Source organism: Pelagibacterium nitratireducens, from assembly GCF_037044555.1.
In the GTDB taxonomy this organism is placed as follows: Bacteria; Pseudomonadota; Alphaproteobacteria; order Rhizobiales; family Devosiaceae; genus Pelagibacterium; species Pelagibacterium nitratireducens.
On record NZ_CP146275.1, the window covers coordinates 2,603,134 to 2,620,276 of the forward strand.

At 62.6% G+C, this 17,143-nt stretch carries 15 protein-coding genes and 1 pseudogene; 3 read left to right on the top strand and 13 right to left on the bottom strand.

The genetic code is table 11. The features are described 5' to 3' along the window. Positions 1-12: 12 nt before the first annotated feature. From V6617_RS12825 to ccmI, 6 genes are all read right to left on the bottom strand, one after another. Entirely contained in the window at positions 13-1,533 is a 1,521-nt protein-coding gene (locus V6617_RS12825) for a Do family serine endopeptidase (protein WP_338607348.1), read from the bottom strand. A gap of 151 nt (positions 1,534-1,684) precedes the next feature. Beyond that, complete coding sequence (locus V6617_RS12830) at positions 1,685-2,443, bottom strand: sulfite exporter TauE/SafE family protein (protein ID WP_338607349.1); 759 nt, start codon at positions 2,441-2,443, stop codon at positions 1,685-1,687. 93 nt (positions 2,444-2,536) lie between these two features. Then, a complete protein-coding gene (locus tag V6617_RS12835; protein WP_338610719.1) occupies positions 2,537-2,950 on the bottom strand; it encodes a cytochrome c-type biogenesis protein in 414 nt (137 codons plus the stop codon). A gap of 47 nt (positions 2,951-2,997) precedes the next feature. After that, positions 2,998-4,974 (bottom strand): heme lyase CcmF/NrfE family subunit, encoded by a 1,977-nt coding sequence (locus V6617_RS12840; RefSeq protein WP_338607350.1) that lies wholly within the window; start codon positions 4,972-4,974, stop codon positions 2,998-3,000. 6 nt (positions 4,975-4,980) lie between these two features. After that, entirely contained in the window at positions 4,981-5,424 is a 444-nt protein-coding gene (gene ccmE, locus V6617_RS12845; protein ID WP_338607351.1) for a cytochrome c maturation protein CcmE, read from the bottom strand. Between the two features lie 4 nt (positions 5,425-5,428). Beyond that, entirely contained in the window at positions 5,429-6,511 is a 1,083-nt protein-coding gene (gene ccmI / locus V6617_RS12850; protein WP_338607352.1) for a c-type cytochrome biogenesis protein CcmI, read from the bottom strand. Positions 6,512-6,634: 123 nt separating this feature from the next. Here ccmI and V6617_RS12855 point away from each other — a divergent pair, with 123 nt between their 5' ends. Both V6617_RS12855 and V6617_RS12860 read left to right on the top strand, forming a co-directional pair. Continuing rightward, positions 6,635-7,693 carry a hypothetical protein gene (locus V6617_RS12855; protein ID WP_338607353.1) on the top strand — a complete coding sequence of 353 codons (1,059 nt, stop codon included), beginning with the start codon at positions 6,635-6,637 and terminating at the stop codon, positions 7,691-7,693. After that, positions 7,690-9,672 (top strand): FAD-dependent oxidoreductase, encoded by a 1,983-nt coding sequence (locus V6617_RS12860; RefSeq protein ID WP_338607354.1) that lies wholly within the window; start codon positions 7,690-7,692, stop codon positions 9,670-9,672. The genes V6617_RS12855 and V6617_RS12860 overlap by 4 nt, the downstream gene beginning before the upstream one ends. 123 nt (positions 9,673-9,795) lie before the next feature. Here V6617_RS12860 and V6617_RS12865 read toward each other — a convergent pair whose 3' ends face one another. The 7 genes from V6617_RS12865 to V6617_RS12895 all read right to left on the bottom strand — a co-directional run bounded on the left by V6617_RS12865 (position 9,796) and on the right by V6617_RS12895 (position 15,511). After that, a complete protein-coding gene (locus V6617_RS12865) occupies positions 9,796-11,034 on the bottom strand; it encodes a hypothetical protein (RefSeq protein WP_338607355.1) in 1,239 nt (412 codons plus the stop codon). A 142-nt stretch (positions 11,035-11,176) separates the two neighbouring features. Further along, a complete protein-coding gene (locus V6617_RS12870; RefSeq protein ID WP_338607356.1) occupies positions 11,177-11,656 on the bottom strand; it encodes a hypothetical protein in 480 nt (159 codons plus the stop codon). An 85-nt stretch (positions 11,657-11,741) separates the two neighbouring features. Next, entirely contained in the window at positions 11,742-13,109 is a 1,368-nt protein-coding gene (locus tag V6617_RS12875) for a HAMP domain-containing sensor histidine kinase (RefSeq protein ID WP_338607357.1), read from the bottom strand. Positions 13,110-13,210: 101 nt separating this feature from the next. Next, positions 13,211-13,870 (bottom strand): response regulator transcription factor, encoded by a 660-nt coding sequence (locus tag V6617_RS12880; RefSeq protein WP_338607358.1) that lies wholly within the window; start codon positions 13,868-13,870, stop codon positions 13,211-13,213. A 24-nt stretch (positions 13,871-13,894) separates the two neighbouring features. After that, the gene (locus tag V6617_RS12885; protein WP_338607359.1) at positions 13,895-14,194 is read right to left on the bottom strand and encodes a hypothetical protein; all 300 of its coding nucleotides are present in this window, start codon (positions 14,192-14,194) and stop codon (positions 13,895-13,897) included. A gap of 81 nt (positions 14,195-14,275) precedes the next feature. Continuing rightward, positions 14,276-15,025, bottom strand: a complete 750-nt coding sequence (locus tag V6617_RS12890) for a glycoside hydrolase family 108 protein (RefSeq protein WP_338607360.1) — start codon at positions 15,023-15,025, stop codon at positions 14,276-14,278. Between the two features lie 201 nt (positions 15,026-15,226). Next, entirely contained in the window at positions 15,227-15,511 is a 285-nt protein-coding gene (locus V6617_RS12895) for a hypothetical protein (RefSeq protein ID WP_338607361.1), read from the bottom strand. Between the two features lie 226 nt (positions 15,512-15,737). Between V6617_RS12895 and V6617_RS12900 the strand changes: the two are divergent. After that, a pseudogene (locus tag V6617_RS12900) lies at positions 15,738-17,025 on the top strand (IS110 family transposase). The last annotated feature ends 118 nt before the right edge of the window (positions 17,026-17,143 follow it).

Consider the following 17,143-nt stretch of genomic DNA (forward strand, 5'->3'; position numbering starts at 1 on the left):
CCCAAATGGCTCTTATTCCTCTGCGCTAAGAGGCACCCCGACAAAGCGGACCACCCCATCGCGGCTGATGCGGAGCGAGATCGCCGACTTGCCCTGTTCGGTGGCTGCGTCGATTGCCGCGACAAAATCGTCGGGGGTCGACACAACGCCGCCATTGGCCTGCTCGATGACATCACCACGGATGATGCCGCTGTTGGCTGCCAAAGAGTCCGGCTCGACCGACGCAACGACGATTCCGTCACCCTCGGGGTTGGCCATCACGGAAAGACCGATCTCCGAACCCGTGGCCTGGGGTTCTTCAGGCTCTGGCTGTTCGGCAGACGCAGGGGCTTCGGGCTCTTCATCCTCAAGACGGTCGAGACTAACCGAGATGTCGATTTCCTCGCCGTTGCGAATGATGCCGAGTTCGACAGTGGAACCTGGCGAGCGCTGCGAAATGACACGCGAAAGATCGCGACCCGATTCGACACCCTCACCATCGACCGAAACGATGACGTCACCGGACTGAACGCCGGCGTCACTGGCCGGAGCGCCTTCGATCGGCTGAGTGACCAGAGCACCATTGGTGTTGGCGAGACCCAACGCATCGGAAAGATCCTGATTGAGATCCTGCAGCGACACGCCAAGGAACCCGCGCGTTACAACACCGTCCTCACGCAACTGCGAGATCACATCGGTCGCAACCGAGGCGGGAATGGCGAACGCAATACCCACATTGCCACCGGACGGTGAGAAGATCGCGGTGTTGACGCCGACCACTTCTCCTTGGGTGTTGAACGAGGGACCGCCCGAGTTGCCGCGGTTCACGGCAGCGTCGATCTGCAGGAAGTCGTCATAGGCCGATGCGTTGATGTCCCGGCCACGCGCCGAAACGATACCCGCCGTCACCGTTCCACCGAGTCCGAAGGGATTGCCCACCGCGACGACCCAGTCGCCAACGCGAGCCTCATCGGCGGAAAATTCGACATAGGGCAGATCGTCCCGGTCGTCCTGGACCTTGAGCAGGGCCAGATCGGTTCGCGGATCGGTGCCAACGATATCGACAGCCAGTTCGGTATCATCCTCGAGCAGCACCGTCACTTCGGTCGCATCCTGCACGACGTGGTTGTTGGTCACGATGTAGCCGTCGGCCGAGATGATGAAGCCCGAGCCAACGGCCTGCATGAAATCACGCGGGCGGTTGGGCCGCTCCGGATTTGGCGCATTGAAGGGCTCTTCGAACTGGTCGAAGAACCGGCGAAGGGGGTGGTCTTCGGGCAGATCCGGGAACTCGAACTCGAAGTTGGGGCCACGCTGGATCTGCTGAACGGGAACCTCGGCGCTGACCTGCACGGAAACGACGGCCGGCGAAACCGACTCGACCAGATCGGCGAAACCGCTCATCGGGGGCGATCCCACATCGGTTCCAACCTGTTGGGCAATTGCGGGCTGGGTGTTCACGAAGCCGGCGCCAAGCGTACCTGCCGCGACAGTCATTGCCATTGCAGATGCGGCGATCCACTTGCGCTTCGGGGTAGAAAGCATGTTGGACATGTTGGAAAGATCCTCTCAGTTACAGACAGTTTGTTTCTGCTGCTGGCGTCTATGTAATACGCGCGGGCTTTCCGCACAGTTGCACGCGAATTAAATCTTGGTAATGGAGCGGGCCGAATTGTGGCCGGACGACCCCGCCGATAGGGCGGCTCTAGCCCCAGACCGCCTGTCGCAGCATTTCGAGCGCCATCAGGGTCAGAATGGTCTTGAACCCCCGGCGGAATGTAACCTCGGATACCCGATCCAGGATGCGGCTGCCCACGATGGTTCCGGCAAAGCCGGTCAGGATCATGGCCAGCACCACGGGCAGATATTGCGCAAATGCAAACCCGAAAAATGTGAAAGTTGCGACCTTGGCAATGTTGTTGAGCGTCATCAGGCTTGCCTGAGTGGCGATCAACTGACGGCGATCATCGAGCTTGCGCAGAAAATTGGCGACCAGGGGCCCTACCGCCCCAACGAACATGCCGACCCCACCGATGATCGTGCCCGCGGCGAAATTTGCAATCGGCCCACGTCCGGTCACACGTGGTTGGGGCACCCAGACGCAATAGAGGATGAACAGCCCGATCACCCCCTGAAACAGGGCCTCGGGGATCGATACGGCGAGGCTGCCGCCCAGAACGATGCCCAGCACGCTGCCCGCCCCGAACCAGGCCATCAGATGCCACTGTATATGGGCGCGCTGGATAATGGCGCGGCCGCCATTGGATCCAAGCTGGACGAGCCCATGGACTGGAATCACCACAGCGGGCGGAAACACCAGTCCCAACGTTGCCAACATGGCAATCCCGCCGCCCAGAGAGAACATCGCGGTTATCATCGATGTGATGAAGCTGACGGCGATCAGCGCCAGCGCTATGGGCAAGGACAGGCCATCGGGCAAGAGCTGAACGGCGTCGAAATTCATATGGCAGGCTCCCTGCCCCTTGATGGCAGAGCCCGCGCGCAAGAACAAGCGCGCTGGTTGGCCGGATTTCCGCGCTGTGGGAAAACGTGCGCCTCAGCTCTTGCGGAGCCTTTCGAGGGCGCTTTCCTCTTCCGCAGAGAGCCCCGATTTGCCCGTGACCGTCTTGCGGCGGCGGATGGCCCATATGGCCAGACCGATCAGCCCGCCGCCCAGCAGAATGGGTGTTGCGACCCACAGGATGATCGTGTGCCCGGCAAAAACCGGATTGAGCAGCACGAACTCGCCGTAGCGCGCCACGACGAAATCATAGACTTCCGTGTCTGTGTCGCCCGCCACCAGCCGGTCGCGCACCAGCAGCCGCAGGTCGCGGGCCAGTTCGGCGTCGGAATCGTCAATCGACTGGTTTTGGCACACAAGGCAGCGCAGATTGCCCGAAATCGAGCGCGCCCGCTGTTCGAGCACGGGATTGTCGAGCACTTCGTCGGGCTGTACGGCGCCGGCTGTCATCGGCACCAAGAGCGCCAGCAGCGTGGCCAGGGCAAGGACGAAACGCTTCACTGGCCCGCCTCCGCCGGCTTGGCTTTGGCCCTGGCAGGTGCGCCGATCCGCATGCGCCGGTCACTCAGCGAGAGGAACCCGGCTCCCGCCATCAGGACGGCGCCCAGCCATATCAGCAGTACGAAAGGCTTGTGCCAGAGGCGCACGACCCTACCGTCATCGCCGAAACGCTCGCCAAATTGCACATACATCTGGCTGAACCCGTAAGTCGCGATCCCCGCCTCGGTGGTCGGTGTGCCGCTGACCGCATAAACGCGGCGCTCGGAGGTCAATTGCCGGTCACCGCCCCAGGGTGCATCGATCCCGAACGTGCCCTGATCGGCGGTGAAGTTAGGCCCCTCAAAATGGGCCTCACCCTCATAGGTGATCGAATAGCCCGCGATCTCGGCGGTTTCCCCGGCCTGCATCGACGTGACGGTTTCGGTCTGGAACGCCGTGGCGCAGACAATGCCGATCACCGACACGCCAACGCCGAAATGGGCGATGGAGGTGGACCATGCGGTCTTGGGCAGGCCCTTGAGTCGCTGCCAGCTTTGCGCCCACTTTACCTTGCCGATCGCGGCACGTTCGGCCAGTTCGGCGATGGCGCCGACCATGACCCAGATGCCGATGCCGAGCCCGATGGGCGCGAGTGAAATCGGAAAGCCCAGAAAGCCGAAGACCACGAGGGTCAGAACCAGCGTTACGATAATCGCGCCAAAGAGCCGCTGGCCCACGGCAACCAGATCCCCCCTCTTCCAGGCGAGGAACGGGCCAAACGGGATCAGCAGCAGCAGCGGCACCATCAGCGCGCCGAACGTCAGATCGAAGAAAGGCGCTCCGACCGTGATGCGCGCGCCGGTCAGGGCTTCGAGGACCAGCGGATAGAGCGTGCCGATCAGAACGCCCGCCGTGGCCGCCGAGAGAAACAGATTGTTCAAAATCAGCGCGCCCTCGCGGCTGATCGGTGCAAACAGGCCGCCATGGCGCAGCGTGGACGCGCGCAGGGCAAACAACGTGAAGGCCCCGCCGATAAACGCCGCGAGCATGGCAAGGATTATGATTCCGCGCGTTGGGTCCGAGGCAAACGAATGCACCGAGGTCAGGATCCCCGAGCGCACCAGGAACGTGCCAAGCAGGCTGAGCGAGAATGTGATGATGGCAAGAAAGATCGTCCAGATCTTCAGCGCATTGCGCTTTTCCATGACGACGGCCGAATGAAGCAGGGCGGTGCCGGCCAGCCAGGGCATGAAGCTGGCGTTTTCCACCGGATCCCAGAACCACCAGCCGCCCCAGCCCAGTTCGTAATAGGCCCAATACGAACCCATGGCGATCCCGAGCGTCAGGAACGACCAGCTTGCCAGCGTCCATGGCCGCACCCAGCGCGCCCAGGCTGCATCGATCCGCCCCGATACCAGCGCAGCCACAGCAAAGGAAAAGCAGATCGAAAAACCCACATAGCCCAGATAGAGCAGCGGAGGATGGATGGCGAGGCCGATGTCCTGGAGGACCGGATTGAGTTCGGTTCCGTTGAACGGCGCCGGATCGAGCCGCCAGAACGGGTTAGATGTGAACAGTACGAACCCCGAAAACGCGGCGACCATCAACCCCTGATTGGAAAGCACCAGCGTCTTGAGCTCGTTGGGCAGGTTGCGCCCGAACGCGGCCACCGCCGCCCCGAACAGGGTCAGGATGACCACAAAGAGCAGCATGGAGCCTTCGTGGTTTCCCCAGGTGGAGGTGATCTTGTAAAGCATGGGCTGGAGCGAATGGGAGTGCTCGACCACCAGCCGCACCGAAAAATCGTCGACGGCAAAAGCCGAAAGCAGTGCGGCAAAGGCCAACCCGACCAGCGCGAACTGCAATATCGCCGCCTGGGAAACGAACCGTTGCGCCAACTCGCTCTGCCGCCAGAAGGCAAAGCCCGCTCCCGCCTGTACGATGGCCAGAACGAAGGCCAGAACGAAGGCAAAATGTCCCAGTTCGATGGTCACGCTGCGCTATCCTTCCTCGCCCTGCCAGACGCCTTGCGCGCGCAGCGAATCGGCGACCTCACGGGGCATGTAGGTTTCGTCATGCTTGGCGAGCACGTTGGTCGCCAGAAACGTGCCATCGGGCTGCACGCTGCCCTCGGCCACCACGCCCTGTCCCTCGCGAAACAGGTCGGGCAGGATGCCGGTATAGCGCGCTGTCATCTCTCCGGCCCCGTCATGGACGACGAAAACATTGTTTTCCCCATCCTGTTGCCAGCTGTCCTCGAGCACAAGCCCCCCCAGCCGGATGGGCGTGCCGGGGGAAATTCCCGCTTCGGCGATCTCGGTGGGTGAATAGAAAAACACGATCTGGTCGCGCAGGGCCGTCAGGATCAGGCCCGCTGCCAGGGCGAGAACGACACCGAGGCCGGCAATGACGCCGAGACGTTTCTGTTTGCGTGTCCAGGCCATCGCCTTACTCCATCAATCCGGTTTCGCGCCCGAAATCTTCCAGCGCCAGTCTTTCCTGCCCCGAAAGTGCGGCAAGACCGCGTTCGACATCGGCGCGTGCCGCTTGTTCGCCATCGAGTTCGATGCGCGAGCGGACCAATTGTATCCATTCGGCCGCGCTACCACCTTCATCGTATAGCCGCGCGGCGAGCCCATCGACCATGCCGCGGATCATCACATCCATTGTGGCATCCGGCTCGCTGTCGCCAAGCGTTCCGCTTTCAAGCCCGGCCTGTGCGGCCACCAGCCCCGAGCGCGCCGTGTCGATCCAGGCTTCCTCGCCCGTCGCAAGACCGAGCAATTGGTTCCAGAGCGCCACGGCCTCCTCATATTGGCCCGTTTGGGTCAATTGGCCAGCCAGATAAAAACGCGAACGGACATGGATCGGATCGGCTTCGACCGCGCTGCGCAAGAGCGTCATCGCTTCGGCGTCGGCCACCCCGTCATTGCCCAGTATCAAGGCCTCGGCCAGGTTGGTTTCACGGTCTGCCGTGGGCGGTTCGAGCGCGAGGACGCGTCGCCAGGCATTGGCTGCTTCGGCAAAGCGTCCCTGTTCCATATAGATCGGCGCCAGAACCAGCCAGCCGCGCACATCGTCGGGCGTCTGCTCCATCTGCGCTTCGACAGTGGCAACGGCCGCCTCGATATCGCTGGCCGATATCTGGGCTGGCTGCTCGCGTTCGGCCAACGGCAGGGCCGGCAGGTCGGCCCGCCCGATCCAGGCGTAAAGCCCCAGACTGGCCACGGCGACAACCGGCAGGGCCGCCAGCATTACTGCCCGTCCGCTGAACCCGCCCTTTTTGCCTCCGGCTTCCTTTTCCTGAGCCATCACTTCACGCGCCAGTTCGGCCCTGGCCGCTGTCGCTTCATCGGCCGAAAGCCGGCCGGCGGTCAGATCGCGCTCGATCCCATCGAGCTGATGGCGGAAAAAGGCTCGCGCCGCATCGGGGCTTTCGCCCGTGGGTTCGGAGCGCGGTGCACCGCGCAGCCCGGCGCCAAGCACACCCAGGCATGCCAGAACCAGCAATATCGCGAAAATCCAGAACAAGTGTGAGACTAACCCTTGAAAACCAATGAGATGCCGTTTCTATAGGCCAAATTCGCGCAGATTGCAGTCGGCGATTGGCGCGCGCTTTGCCGCACCGCAGAGTAAGGGCCGGACGGGACGGACATGACCGAGCAAGTCAAAACCATTGCCGTGGTCGGCGCCTCCCCGTTTGCGTGGCTTCTAGCAGGGCTTTTGGCTTCTGACCATTCACGAGCAATTGTGCTGCTCAGCCCGCCGCCCAATCCCTACGCCCTGCGCGCCCTGCCCTCGCTTTCGCTCGCCCCGGTGACACGCCCGCAAACCTGGTCGATGCTTCTCGGTCACGCACGGCCCGCAGTGCGGCGCCTGTCGCGCATCGTGCCCACAATCGGCGAGCGTATCGACGTTCGCATGTTCGCCCGATCCCCCGAGGCGTCCACGGCGTTGAGCCATATGCGCCATATCGCCGACGGATTTGGCTATCCCGCCGATCCGGTTGAAAAGACACCCCTTGGCACAAGCGTCGGACTGCGCGATGTCCGGATGATCGATGCCGGTGCGCTCCACGCTGCCGCGCCGTCGTGGCTCACCGCGGCCAATGTCGCCGTGCTCAATTCCATGGACGGCCTCAAGATCAGACGCGATGGCAGCGCGCGGTTTGGCACGACGGCGATCGATCAGGTGATTCTGGCCGATGACGATGCAATCGTTCAATGGCTGGACCCCGATGAAATCGGCACCTTCGCCCGCCTCGAGACCTGGACCGGCGTCGAAACCGCTCCCCAAAGGCATGCGCGCTACCGGGCGGGGTTCGATCTCGATACCGGAGCGGTCTTTGCCCAGGCAAGCGACGGCGTCGTTCGCGCCGCGGCGCGCAATGACGATGGAAAGGCGCTGACCCGCATTGCCGATTGCCTGACGCTGGACCCTGCGCCGCGACTTGCCGCCCAATCGGGGTTTACGCGGCTGTGTTCCCATGATGGCGCCCCGGTTCTCGGCCCCACGCGCCGTGGCAAACTGTTTGTCGTCGCCGGGCTCGGCGTACTCGATCTGGTCCTTGCGCCTCTGGTCGCCGGCATCATTTCGGAGCGGGCAAGCGGGGTCGAGGTGGAATGGGCAGCGGCGCATGGCGCCGACCTGCGCCAGCCCCGGCGCGAAGTCGCCGAATTTCATCCCGGGCGCCTTGCCGGGGGCGCCCCATGAGCGAAAGCGCACGCCTTTGCGGCGCCCTGCCGCCCGAATTTTCGCGCCCGGTCATCGATCGCACCCGCCCCGTGCGGTTCCGGCTGAACGGGCGCGCGTTTGCCGGCTTTGAAGGCGACACCATCTTCACCGCGCTTCTTGCCAACGGCGTTCACACCGCCGGAAAGTTTGGAGCCGATAGTGTCGCGCTCGACGCATACACCGCTCCCCCCATCGCTTTGGAAGGCAACGAAGGCCGGCCCGATCTCGCCATGCCCATGACGATCTGCCCGGCCGTCAATGGCGCGTCCCTGGTCTCGGCCGGCCCGGTCCCGGCCGTTACAAACACGCTGGCGGCGCGGCTGCTGCCCCGACGCAAGGATACGCTGGGCCTGGTCTACAAGACCGGTGCGGCTGAGCCGGGCGGATGGATCGACAGCGCAGCGACCCGCACAATCTGGGCCGATGTTGCAATCGTGGGGGGCGGTGTTGCCGGGCTCTCGGCAGCCCTTGCCGCCGCCCGCAAGGGTCTGCGCGTCTGTCTTGTCGAAAAGGAAACAACGCTTGGCGGCCTGTCGGAATTTTTCGGCAAGGCCGAGGGCGAACCGGACCCCGAGGATACGATAAGCCAGCTGGCCAGCCAGATTGGAGAATCGGGTCTGATTACCCTGCTGCTCGGCACCATGGCCTTCGATCTTTCCGGCAAATCGATCCGGGCCATTCGCGTCCTTAGGACCGGTGCTCTTCCCCAGCCCGAGCATCTCTCGATAACAGCCGATACCATCGTTCTGGCCACTGGAATGGTTGGCCGCATGCCGATCTTTTCTGGCAACAGGCTGGCTGGCGTCGACGAGGCCAGCGCCGCCTGGCGGCTGGCAGCGCGCCACAACATATGGCCGGGCGCCAGCGCGCATATCCATTCAACCACCAATGCGGGCTACCGCATGGCGCTGCTCGGCGCGGCGAGCGGCAAATCGATCGCCCGCACCAGCGATCCGCGCATCGATCCGCAGACCCGGTTCATCGAATTCTGCAAGGCCTATGGTTATCGGCTCGGCTGGGGCATGACAATCGAATCGGCGGTGCCGGCCCGGCGCGCCGGGCTTGCCATCCATCTGGCCAATGCGGAAAACGGAGCCCCGGCCGACGACGCCATTTCTTGCGACCGCCTGATCGTTTCTGGCGGCTGGCAGCCCGATCTCGATCTATGGCTCAAGGCGTCCGGGCCGGTGAGATGGGATGGCAAGGCACAGACGCTCGTCCCGCATGGCCCGCTCGACGGCGTGGTTCTTGCTGGCAGCGTTGCCGGTTATCTCAGCCTTGCCGGCTGCATCGCGCACGGCAAGGCGGCGCTGCAAACAGCCCTTGATGGCCAGGATCGCCGTGTCGACGATCCGCGCATCGACCCGGTTTTCGATACTCCTGATGGGCCGTTGCTCGTTTCGCGCCCCGGCCAGCCCAATACCGCCGCCGCCTTTATTGCTCCGGGCGCCTCAGGCGCACTGTCCGCTCCGGCGGCGCGCGGCTGGGCCCGGCTCGCCGGTCCACAGCAAAACCATGCCAGCGCCGCCCTTGCCGGGCCACTCGGTCCGCTGGAGGTTGTGGGCGAAATCGTCGCCCAGCGCCTCGATCCCGCCTTGGCACCGACGCTGTGCGCCGAACGCTGTATCCTGCCACGCACACTGCACAGATCGGCGGATAACGCGCCTTTTTCAGCCCATGTCCCCGAGGGCATCCCGCTCTTTCTCGAACACCGCTTCGGTGCCGACCAGGTCCAATGGCTCGTCATCGTCGGCCAGCCGCGGCACTTCGATCCGGGATGTCTGGTTTTCGCCAACACGGACCATCGCTCACCACTCGAGGCGATTGGCGTTGTGCTCGCCGATGAGGGGGACAGGCTTCGTGTGTTGCTCGCCAACATGGCGATGACCCCGGGCGCCACCGTTTATATCCGGGACGGGCTCACCGTTCTTGCAGCCCGTCTCGAACGGACGGTCTAGAGCCGTTCAGGATTTGATTGGATCAAATCCTTGGCTCCAAACCCTTGCTTTGTCGCGTATTGCGAACCGCAAAACCGTTTCCATCCCCGATCGCGTCGAGGACATGGTTTTGCTGGACACGCTCTAGCCTTGAGCGGTCCGGCGCTCGGCCCCGTCGCGGGCCCGGCGCAAGATATCGGCATATTCGGGATTGAAGCGGATCTCGGCCATCTTGATCCCGGCGTCCAGCCGCTCGCGCGCCACCGGATCGGCGGGTGCTCCGCGATACATGTCGAGCGCGCGGGTCACCAGCACCTCAACGGTCTGCCCCGTATCGGCCCAGGCCTGATCGAGCAGCGCATTGACGGCCAGGGAGTCGCGGCATTTCCTCACGGTCATGAGCAGATAAAGCCCGTTGAGCGCGGCCAGCACGTCATCGGCGTCGACCCGATCATTGCCATCCCGGGGCCGCCGCAGCGCCTGGGTGACATTGAGCGTGATTTCTTTCATCGGGCGTTCGAGCCGTTCGGACAGCCGCGCCGTCAGATCGGTCATGATCGTGCCCCACAAGGACCGCCGCTCGATTTCGAGATTGTAATTGATGGCCCGCATCAGCCTGTGAAACCGGTCGATCGCCTTGCACGAAAAGTCGACGTCGGAAAACAGGTTGGGCTGGCTGGCCAGCTTGCCGATCTGGCTCTGGGCATGGCTGAGCACGGCCTCGACCAATGCGCCATAGCCGGCGTTGGTGATCCGCGTTTCGCCATTGCCGCCCGCGATCGCCACCGCGGCGGCCATGGCGCGGCTGGGGTTGGCCATGTGACCGACCATGACCTGCATCCAGAGCGCCCGGGTCAAAGGATTGGTGATCGAGATCGATTGCAGTGCCGTGGCCATCGCCGCTTCATCGGACATCGAGCCGACAGCGATGCCGAATTTGCCAGCCTGCGCCAGCAGGGGACGGCGGCGCATGGCCATGATGACGGCTGCGAGGCGCTGGCGCGCTTCTTCGCCCCCCATCTGGATCGAATTGCGGCGCTCGAGTTCGCGATCGTCCTTTTCGGCGACGGCGTTGGCTTTGAGTTTTTCGAGTATCTCGGGCAGCAGCAGGTCGAAGGCCTCGACCGCGTCAGCACCCGAATCAATGGCATCGGCCAGCCGCGCGGCTTCGTCATCGGCGATGTCGCGCGCCATCCATGTCCATATCTTGCCCGCCGTCTCGCGCTCGATGGCACCGGCAAACGCATGCGGAACGGGCGGATCCACAAGAATTCCCTCCAGCGCTTCCAAAAATGCGTCCTTGCCTGCGTCGATCCGGCGCTTGGCGCCGCCTGCGCCGTGCGGCTGGTTCTTTACGCCGGGAAATGTATCGGGGAGAGCCATGAAATCCTGTAACCGGTGCGCTGCGTGAGGGACCGAAGGCCGAACGTATCCGCAATGGGGTAAAAAAACCTTTCAAGGTGTTAAAAAAAAGGGTGCCGCCAGCGGCGACACCCGTCAATCATTTTTGCGCTGGGGCAAATGTCTACGCAGTTACACCCCAGGCTCCGTCGACCTCGCGGCAGGCCTGTCCCGAACGGGTGTAGGTCTGCCCGCCCAGGGTCACGCGGTGCGAAAATTCGCGGCAGTCGAGATTGTTGACCCGCACATAAGGACCCACCGAAACCTGACCGGTCGCGCCGCCCGAAGACCAGGTGCGCGGAGCACCGGGGCGCCCGAACTGGAGGGCGTAGAACTGGGCATCATTGGCGGCCGAGCGCTGGGCCGGCGTCAACTGACCGAGGATCGAGGAATCGATATATTCATAGCTGCCCGGCTCCAGACGCGCCTGCTGAATCGGCGTCGAATCGGAGGGTGTGTTCACCGTGGGCTGCTCGGGCAGCGGATCGGTCATGACAGTGGGCTGCGGCATCATGGGCTGGTTCGTCTGGAAATTGGCCGTACGGGTACAACCGGCGACCACCAGAGCCAGCGAAACAAGTGCAATCGCCCTCAACATCTTCATTGCGCAATACCTTTCGTAACGGCCAATAAGCCTTTTAATGTCTATCTCAGCCAATACGGCCAAATTGCGGTTTGTCGCCGCCGGTTCAAGTCTGTTGCCGTGCCTGTCGCGCAGCAGGAAGCCGAAGTGTTGCCCGAAGGCCACCCAGATCCGAGCGTGTCAGTGTCAGATCGCCTCCGTAAATATCGACGAGTTCCTTGACGATATCGAGTCCCAGTCCGCTCCCCGGCGTTTTTTCGTCCAGCCTGACCCCGCGCCGCAACACCTGCCCGGCTTCGGCCGCGGTCAGACCCGGTCCGTTATCTTCAACGACGATCTCGACGCTCCGGTTCCCTGAATTGCTGGCCTCGCGCGCCGAAAGGCGAACTTCCGAGCGCGCCCATTTGCAGCCATTATCCAAAAGATTGCCGGCCATCTCCTCAAGATCGCTCTCATCACCCCGGAACCAGGGCACATCGGACGGCAGGTCGATGGCGATGTCGCATTGCTTGTTGAGCTTGCCCATCACGCGCCCCAGCCGCTCGAGTACCGCACGGGTATCGGCCCGCTTGCCGACCACGCTCGAGCGCGCCGCCAGCCGCGCCTTGTCGAGATAGGTCGAAACGATGCGGCTCATATTGTCGGTTTCGTGCAGCACCGCCGTGGCGAGTGCTGTCTTGCCCCCGTCGGCCTCGTTGCGCAACACGGCCAGCGGGGTTTTCAGCCCGTGGGCGAGGTTGCCCACCTGGGCGCGCGAGCGTTCGACAATCTGGGTGTTGGAGCGCAGCAGTTCGTTGACCTCGTCGGCGAGAGGCGCGATTTCCTGAGGGAAGCTACCCTCGACGCTGGGCCTGTCGCCTTCGCGCACCGCCTCGATGGCCTCACGCAGCCGCTCGATCGGCCGCAGCGCAAAGCGCGCGATCATGCCGCTCATGGCAGCCAGGATCAGGGCCACAAACGCCAAAACGATGATCGCCTGCCCCCGAAACGCGGCGGCGCGGCCTTCCACATCGGTGTAATTGCCGGTCACCGTGATGACATAGCGCCCCAGATCGTCCAGCGTCACCCAGCGCTCAACGGCCCGCAATGTCTGGTCGCCATAGTCGTCGGCGATCATGCCCGAACGGGTTCCCGAAGCATTAAAGGTACCCTCGAGATCGGGCAGCACCGTTCCAACCATCGAGGGAGAAAAATTGACCAGCGCGCCCGCCTCGTTGCGGATCTGCCAGTACCAGCCGGAGGTGGGGCGCGAAAATCGCGCATCGGCCAGACCGATCTCCCCGGACGCCGCCGAATCGAGTTCGAGAGTCTGCCCGACCAGCGATGAAATCTGTAAATCGAGGCTTTCGGTCAGATCTCTGTCGAGGGCCTGCGAGTAAAGCTCGGTCAAAAGAAACGCGGTCGCGACGAGCGCAACGATCAGCCAGCCCGCCGAAAGCCAGAACAGCCGGAAAGCGATGGAGCCACGAGTCACGAGAGCAGGTCCAGGAAAAGTGGGAACCGGTTTTCCGTCCGGACCTGCGACCACAGGGAAAATTGAGCCAGTTTCGGGTTTCGCAGAAAGCTGAACACGGCTCAATCCGCCAGGATCTGATAGCCGAGCCCGCGAATGGTCTGGATCAGTTCTTCGGGCAGCTTCTTGCGCAGCCTGCCAACAAACACTTCGATCGTATTGGAATCCCGATCAAAATCCTGATCGTAAAGATGCTCGGTCAACTCGGTGCGCGAGATCACCTTGCCCTTGTGCATCATGAGGTAGGACAAAAGCCGGAACTCGTGGCTGGTCAGCTTTATCGCCTGCCCGCCCACAGTCACCCGGCCCGCCTTGGTGTCGAGGCGAACATTTCCCGCTATGATCTCGTTGGACGCATGGCCCGCCGCCCGGCGCACCAGCGCGCGCAGCCGCGCCAGCACTTCTTCCATATGAAAGGGCTTGGCCACATAATCGTCGGCGCCCGCGTCGATGCCCTGCACCTTGTCGCTCCAGCGGTCCCGCGCCGTCAGCAGCAGCACCGGCATCATGCGGTTTTCGCGGCGCCAGGCTTCGAGCACCGAAATCCCGTCCATACGCGGCAGCCCGATATCGAGCACCACGGCATCATAGGGTTCGGTATCGCCCAGGAAGTGTCCTTCCTCGCCGTCCGTGGCGCTGTCGCAGACATAGCCTGCGTCGGTCAGCGCTTCACAAATCTGCCTGTTGAGGTTTTCGTCGTCTTCAACAACAAGAATTCGCATGGTCCCGCCCCGCCCGCGTGTAGGCTATTGTGCATTCAACGTCAGATTGCGCGCCTGGCCCGAGGTTTCCAGCACCGCAAGCACATAGACCAGCGCTCCGCCCTGCTCACAGACCTTGACGCTGAGCACTTCGGTCGAAGGATCGATCCCCTCGCGTGAGAGCACTGCAGCCACCGGCTGTATGCGCCCCTCGGCAAGGGCAGACTGGATGGCCGAATTGTCCCAGCATCCTTCCTGCGCCAAGGCTGGCATCGCGCCCAGCGGCAAAGAAAGGCTCAAAGCCAGGGCCAGCGATGTGAGTCGGGACAGGAGAGCGTTTTTCATGCCCCGACTATTACCGTCAGTTTGCTGAACTGCAAATGAATGGTTCGCCCAAATTGTGGCGGAGGTGCCTAGGGTCAGGACCTAGCCTTTGCCAAGTTCTGTCTTGAGCCCGCGCCGCAGGAAGATGATCGCAAGCGCCTCCATCACCATCTGCGGCCCCGAATATTCGCCCAACATGGCAATGTCGATGCCAAAGCTCTGGGCGATGCCGACAACCAGCATCAGTGCGCCCACGATATAGGTCTTGTAGCCCTCGAAAATCGTCATCTCGTTGATATCCTTTTCGGTTTGAGATGGAGGTTGCAGCGTGACGGCCGACAGTGCCGTGGCCCGAATATCGCTGACGCGGCTGGTCCAGCCGCGCCCGAAACTGGCCCAATTGGCCAGCCTTTGAAGAAATCCCATACGCTGGCCGCACAGCGCTTCGATCAGCGCGCGTGTGTCGCGCCTTTCAACCGCCGCGAGCGTTAGCGGCCCGACAAACCCGTCCTGCACCACGCCCACCAGCGCCTGCAGCACCCGCACCGCGCGGTCGGGTCCGGAATTGACGCCATAATCGAACACCGCAAGGTCCAGTCCCGCCGGAAGCGAGCCCGCCTTGCAGCGCTCCCAGTACAGCGCCTTGTAGATTGCCGCGGCCTCGGCCCGCTCCAGCGCCCGGACCTCCGATTTCGGCAGATCCCACCACGGATCGATGCCGCGCCATCGGGCGAGCGTCTTGTGGGTGATCCCCATATTGGTCGCCCCACCGGGATCGGAGGGATGGTCGGCATAGCCGCCCTCGTGCTCCAGAATCTTGGCAAGGCAAAGCGTCCAGCGCGAAGCCGGCATATTGCTTCTCCCTTTTGAATCAAAAATTGGACAAAGCCCCGCCTAAACCACACCCGTCACCCCGGCCTTGAGCCGGGGCCCAGTACAGTCTGCGTATGAGACAGAACCACCAAGGCTGCCGGTTACTGGGTCCCGGGCCTTCGCCCGGGATGACGCTGGAGAAGAGCAAGCTCAGGGGGCTTTTCCGGCACTGCCTTAAGATCAGCCGTTGTCGGAAAACGAGAGTTCGATCCAGTCGCTGCCGCGCCTGACCAGCATCAGAGCATCCTCGAAAGCGTTGAGCACGCGGTTGCCGCCCAGCTTGAGATTGCCGGTCCCGTCGCGGAAGGTCAGCGCATTGCCCGCCGTTCCCGTGACGATCAGCACGGCGCCATCGAACCCGCCCTCGATGGTATCGATATCGTCGGTCGTCCCGCTTTGAGGTGCCGGAACCACGTAGCCGCTCTCAGCCGCCAGAACGCCTCCGGCAATCGTGGGGAAGCTCACGGCGCACCCCGCAAAGCTTGAGAACCGCACAAACCCGGTCGTGCCCTCCAAACGCATCGCGGTTTTGAAGTCGGACCCGTAGCACCTAAGGAGGGGATGAACTGAGGTCATCGAGAGAGCGTTGCGCGCAGCTTTTCGCTGCAGGCGCGCAACGCTTGAGGTGGCCATGGTCAGTCAGAGTTTCTCTAGAATGTGAATGTCACAACCCATTCCGGAGAGACCGACCATGACCACTGCAAAATCTATACCCCCCGATGCCGTGCTGGTAGCCATCGACATTGCCAAAGTGCGCAATGAAGTCTTGATTGAAGCATCTGGCCACAAGCGTCGCCGCCGGCTGCAGGTCCTCAACAATCGTGCCGAGCATGACCGGCTGATCGAGGTGCTGCTGGATTACGGCCGGCCTGTAGTCTGCGGCTTTGAGGCGACGGGCAACTATCACAGGCCCATCGCGTGGCGCCTAGCTGAAGCGGGCTTCGAGGTGCGGTTGATTTCGTCGTTGGCGCTCGCCCGAACCCGCGAGGCCTTGCACAACAGCTGGGACAAGAACGATCCCAAGGATGCGCAGGTGATGCTGCACATGCTGAAGATCGAGGCAACCCAGCGCTATCACGATCCGCTGCGCGCCGGCATAAATGACGTGCAGGAGTTGTCGAAGACACATGAGGCGATCGCAAAGGCTAAGACCGAGATCCAGCACCGCATTCTGACACACTACCTGCCGCTGTATTTTCCCGAGATCGATCGTTTTCGTGGAAACAGCCGCAGCGATTGGTTCTTCGCTTTCCTCGACGCCTTTCCGACGCCAGCAAGCATCACGGCGCTGACGAAGGAGGAGTTCATCAAAGCAGCTTGGGATGTCGTCGGCCGCAAGGTCAGCAAGACACAGATTCTGATGGATATTTACGAGACGGCGCGCACCTCGATCGGCCTGCCGTTGCCGCTCGATGCCCCTGCCATTCATATGTTCCGCATGGTTATTGCAGAGGCTCGTAGCCTGATCCGTCAACGCAACGAGATCGAAGCACAGGCAGATGATTTGCTGCGACACAGCCAGGATTACCAGCTCCTGCGACAGATACCTGGCATAGGGCCGATCAATGCGTTGACGATCATTGCCGAGGCTGGAGACCTACGCCGCTTCCACCATCATCGCCAGTTCCTCAAGTTCTGCGGACTGGATCTATCGACCCAGCAGTCCGGTCAGTATCGAGGCCAGACCCGGCTTTCCAAGTTCGATAATGCCAGGCTGCGCCGCACCTTGTGGATCGCCGGGCAGGTCGCCATCCGCCAGCGGGAGAATGGCTTCCGGCACAAGTTCGAGCGATACATCGCGCGAGATCGCGACAATCCAGACCTACGCCGCAAGGCGATGACTGCAATTACCGCCAAAATGGCGCGTGTCGTACACGCCGTCGTCAAAAGCGGTTCAGACTACCGGCCCTTCATCGAAGGGCGGGTGCCAGGTGGAAGGACCTCTGTCAGTTAGGGCCGTGAGGGCATCGCTTCGATGACCCTGTAGATAATGTTCGGGTCTTCCACCTGGATCAGAAGCTCGTGTTGAGGACGGTGAGGGCCGCAATCGGCGTACCCTGTGTTTGCTATGGACGAGACCTTATCCCTTGCCGGTGG